The organism is Kordiimonas lipolytica (assembly GCF_001550065.1).
This window is the reverse complement of the sequence record NZ_LRUB01000021.1, coordinates 1-4715: the sequence shown is the minus strand read 5'-3', so window position 1 is coordinate 4715 and position 4715 is coordinate 1. Positions and strand designations below refer to the sequence as shown.

Below are 4715 nucleotides of genomic sequence, written 5' to 3'. Positions count from 1 at the left end.
CGCCAGATCAGCCTGCAGCCGGTCCCCGATGCTCACCTTGTGCCCTGACAGGACATCTGACTGCCGCCTGGTACAAGCGTCCTCCAGATAGTCGTTGAAAGCGTCAAAGCTGGCGAAGGACGGAATGGGGACCATGAAGGTCCGGCGCATATAGCCGACCATGCCTTCAACCTTGCCCTTATCGTTGCCCTTGCCGGGGCGGCCATAGCGGTCCTCTATCAGATAGTGGGACAGGAAGGCCGAGAAGCTGTCGGTCCGCTTGCGCGTGCCATCCGGCAGAATGCGAGATACAAGACAGCGGTCATTGTCGTACAGGACCGACTGCGGCACAGCGCCAAAGAAGGCAAAGGCATGGTTGTGGCCGTCCAGCCAGGCCTCCGTCGTGGCCCGGGGATAGGCCCTGACATAACAGGCATCGCTATGCGGCAGGTCCAGCACGAAGAAGTGGGCCTTCTGCCGCACCCCGCCGATGACCACCTGGGCCTCGCCGAAGTCCGCCTGCGCGTGACCGGGGGTGTGGCTCAGCGGTACATAGACCTCGCGGCTGGTCCGACGGTACTCTCTCACATAGTCCTTGATGATCGTATAACCGCCATCAAAGCCATACTCGGAGCGTAGGCGCTCGAAGATACGCTTCGCTGTATGGCGCTGCTTGCGCCCTACCTGGCGGTCACCCTCCAGAATACTGTCGATGATGTCGGTGTAGCCATCAAGCTTGGGACGCCTGACCGGCACTGAGCGCCGGTAGCCCGGCGGCTCTGAATGCGAGAGCATCTTCGCGACTGTGTCACGGCTGATCCCGAAACGCCGGGCAGCCTCCCGGTTGCTCAGGCCTTGCACATGGCACGCAAGGCGAACCCTTCTGTATAAATCCACTGAATAAATCCTCCGGCCCTCCCATCAAATGGAAAAGCCAAAAAGTGGCAGACTTTTACTCCGCCCGCAGCAACACAACGCCGCCGCTTCAGTGGCCTACTTTTACACCGCCCTATACATTTATATCGAATTTGTTGTTCATTAAGAGGTCAATAATTAAATGGCTGTAGTATTGAAGCAGATAATTCGTAATAGTGTTTTTTTTAAGCTATTTGTAAATCTAGTTTTGAGACACTACTACCCGAAGTCTAAGTTTTCAGTTTTCGCGAAAATCAGCTATCGCGATCTCCGGAATGGCCGAATTCGATTCGGCGACAATGTTGTTGTTGGCGAGGGCGTGGCCTTGACAGGTTCAATTGATGTAGGGGCACACACATATTTCTCGGACGGGCCAACCGAACTGAATTCAGAGTCTAATAGCATTATCATAGGAAAGTATTGTTCAATTGCACGCAATTGCTTCTTTAGAACCACTTCCCATTTCATCGATGGTCTATCCACCTCTCCAGTACTCCTAGATCAATTAGATATTACCCCAAACTGCAGGAGTTTAGGTGACATTAGGATTGGGAACGATGTTTGGATAGGAGCAAATGTGTCAGTTATTGGTGGCATAGTAGTGGGTGATGGCGCGGTGCTGGCTGCGGGAGCTGTTGTAACTAAGGATGTACCCGCATATGCTGTGGTGGCAGGTGTCCCTGCGAGAGTGATCAGATATCGCAACATAATTAAAAAAAATGGAGAAGCAAAAAAAAAGAATTATTGGGACTTATCAGTTGAGGAGCTGAAACTAGATAAGGGTAACTTTAGAAGTGAAACTTAATATAGGTATAGTCGTACAAGGTAAATATGTTCCTAAATATACAAAAAATGTGGTGGAATATTACCTTCAGAACTGCCCCAGCTATTTTATCTGCCTCAGCTGTTGGGTTGGGGACAAAGAGATCGTAGCGGCAGAGCTAAATTATTTAAGAAACGAAAAAAGACTACTGATAGAGTTTAGTGAGTATCCAAAATTTAGTGGGTACCAAAATATAAATTATCAAATTGTATCCACGCTCAATGGTTTGGTGCGGCTAAAAGAGGCCGGATGTAACTGGGCAATTAAGTCAAGAACTGACTTTATGCTGATAGATATTGGGGCGTTTGAAAAACATCTGGTACAGCAGAACGGCCGTATTTGTGGTTTAGAAACAGATGATGTTCGCTATAATCTATTTTTTGTCTCAGATTTTTTATTGAGCGGTAACTTGGAGGAGCTGATTTTATATTTCTCTTGTCCATTGCAGTATGCAGGTAACAATCGAGAGGCGGGGTGTGCTAAACTTCAACAAGCTCTAGAGAATAGAGATGTTTATATGCGCTTGGAAGATTCCAGGATTGCAGAGCGCTATTTGGTTTCATATTACCTGAAAAGAAAAGGGTATTACTTGCCGCAGGGATTATTGGAAAAGTTATACCTTTGGCCTTTGCTTGCTCGCGAAAACTTTTATCTTATAAATCGGGATGATATTCGGTTCTCCTCACTTAAGCGATATGCATCCCTGGAAAAGCGTAGCAGCACCCATTTTTATTCTTTGGAAATCATGGATGATAAGAACATGATCCGCTATGTCGTAGGTGTAATGGCTCGATATGTGGTGATGCTTCTCAAGCGGTTCCGTCTATCATGTAGTTTTACTGCAAAAATATTTACTAATTATTTCAAAAACTGAGGTCTAGAATATGTGTGGTATCGCTGGATATATAACTGACAGGGGAGGTATGCCAAATCAGTTGATCTCCGACATGACCTCAGCCTTAGAGCATCGAGGTCCTGACGATCAGGGCATATATCACGCAAAGTTTGGCGATGCTTATCTTGCGATGGGCCATCGTCGGTTATCTATAGTTGATTTATCCAATTTTGGTCACCAGCCAATGTCTCGCGATTTTGTGACGGTCGCTTTTAATGGGGAAATCTATAACTTCGAGGAAATAAAGTCAGAATTACTGAGTCTTGGCTACACTTTTAGCTCTAAAACCGACACCGAGGTAATCATCTACTCTTATATGGCTTGGGGAGTTGATTGTGTAAATAGGTTCAATGGAATGTTCGCGTTAGCCCTGTATGATGAGCGAGCCGCTGTTTTGCACTTGATCAGGGACCGAACTGGGATCAAGCCGCTATATTGGGCGCGTAGAGCTAATGAGATCGTTTTTGGAAGCGAACTGAAAGCGCTAATAAGATATCCTGGAATTAAGCGAGAGATATGTCCAGAAGCAATCTCCTTGTATTTAAGATTTGGCTATGTCCCTGAGCCTCTAACGATATATAGCGGGATCAATAAATTACGCCCAGCTACAATCCTTTCAATTTCTGCACATGACCTCCACATCAACGAAAGACAATATTGGGATATTTCAGATTTTTATAGAGCTCCTCATACAAGCCACTCGGAACGTGAAGTTATTGAGGAGGTAGACCGGCTTATTCAATCTTCCTGTAAACTTAGGTTAATGGCGGACGTTCCTGTAGGAATTTTTCTTAGTGGGGGTTACGACTCTGCAACGGTAGCTGCTGTATGTCAGGCTGTAGCAAGTCGACCAGTTAAAACGTTTACCATTGGTTTTGATGACCCAAATTACAATGAAGCACCTGAAGCAAAATCTATAGCTAACTATATCGGAACCGAACACACCGAGTTGTATTGTAATGCGTCCGATGCGTTAGACCTAATACCCAATATTGTAGAAATTTGGGATGAACCTCTAGGCGATGTTTCTTGTGTACCGACGGCTTTGGTTAGTAAGCTAGCGAGAACTAGTGTGAAGGTGGCGCTGAGTGCCGACGGGGGAGATGAATGTATAGGGCGGTGTAAAAGTAGGCCACTGAAGCGGCGGCGTTGTGTTGCTGCGGGCGGAGTAAAAGTCTGCCACTTTTTGGCTTTTCCATTTGATGGGAGGGCCGGAGGATTTATTCAGTGGATTTATACAGAAGGGTTCGCCTTGCGTGCCATGTGCAAGGCCTGAGCAACCGGGAGGCTGCCCGGCGTTTCGGGATCAGCCGTGACACAGTCGCGAAGATGCTCTCGCATTCAGAGCCGCCGGGCTACCGGCGCTCAGTGCCGGTCAGGCGTCCCAAGCTTGATGGCTACACCGACATCATCGACAGTATTCTGGAGGGTGACCGCCAGGTAGGGCGCAAGCAGCGCCATACAGCGAAGCGTATCTTCGAGCGCCTACGCTCCGAGTATGGCTTTGATGGCGGTTATACGATCATCAAGGACTATGTGAGAGAGTACCGTCGGACCAGCCGCGAGGTCTATGTACCGCTGAGCCACACCCCCGGTCACGCGCAGGCGGACTTCGGCGAGGCCCAGGTGGTCATCGGCGGGGTGCGGCAGAAGGCCCACTTCTTCGTGCTGGACCTGCCGCATAGCGATGCCTGTTATGTCAGGGCCTATCCCCGGGCCACGACGGAGGCCTGGCTGGACGGCCACAACCATGCCTTTGCCTTCTTTGGCGCTGTGCCGCAGTCGGTCCTGTACGACAATGACCGCTGTCTTGTATCTCGCATTCTGCCGGATGGCACGCGCAAGCGGACCGACAGCTTCTCGGCCTTCCTGTCCCACTATCTGATAGAGGACCGCTATGGCCGCCCCGGCAAGGGCAACGATAAGGGCAAGGTTGAAGGCATGGTCGGCTATATGCGCCGGACCTTCATGGTCCCCATTCCGTCCTTCGCCAGCTTTGACGCTTTCAACGACTATCTGGAGGACGCTTGTACCAGGCGGCAGTCAGATGTCCTGTCAGGGCACAAGGTGAGCATCGGGGACCGGCTGCAGGCTGATCTGGCG

The 4715-nt window shown here is 49.5% G+C and carries 5 protein-coding genes; 4 read left to right on the top strand and 1 reads right to left on the bottom strand.

Annotation, left to right across the window (positions count from 1 at the left end; genetic code table 11):
• On the bottom strand, positions 1-876 hold an 876-nt coding region (gene istA / locus KORM41_RS10490; protein ID WP_156431867.1), incomplete at its 3' end, for an IS21 family transposase.
• A gap of 160 nt (positions 877-1036) precedes the next feature.
• On the opposite strand from istA (KORM41_RS10490), the gene KORM41_RS10485 reads away from it, so the two are divergent.
• The 4 genes from KORM41_RS10485 to istA (KORM41_RS10470) all read left to right on the top strand — a co-directional run.
• On the top strand, positions 1037-1699 hold the full coding sequence (locus KORM41_RS10485) for a CatB-related O-acetyltransferase (protein ID WP_068147317.1): 663 nt from the start codon (positions 1037-1039) through the stop codon (positions 1697-1699).
• Positions 1689-2591, top strand: a complete 903-nt coding sequence (locus KORM41_RS10480; protein ID WP_068147314.1) for a hypothetical protein — start codon at positions 1689-1691, stop codon at positions 2589-2591. Before KORM41_RS10485 ends, KORM41_RS10480 begins: the two co-directional genes overlap by 11 nt.
• Positions 2592-2601: 10 nt before the next feature.
• Entirely contained in the window at positions 2602-3888 is a 1287-nt protein-coding gene (gene asnB, locus KORM41_RS10475; protein ID WP_082719854.1) for an asparagine synthase (glutamine-hydrolyzing), read from the top strand.
• Positions 3840-4715: IS21 family transposase (gene istA / locus KORM41_RS10470; protein ID WP_156431867.1), on the top strand; the 876-nt coding region annotated here is incomplete at its 3' end. The genes asnB and istA (KORM41_RS10470), both read left to right, overlap by 49 nt.

Coding starts and splice junctions, on each gene's coding strand:
- KORM41_RS10485 (WP_068147317.1), top strand. CDS start 1,037: ATGGCTGTAGTATTGAAGCAGATAATTCGTAATAGTGTTTTTTTTAAG.
- asnB (WP_082719854.1), top strand. CDS start 2,602: ATGTGTGGTATCGCTGGATATATAACTGACAGGGGAGGTATGCCAAAT.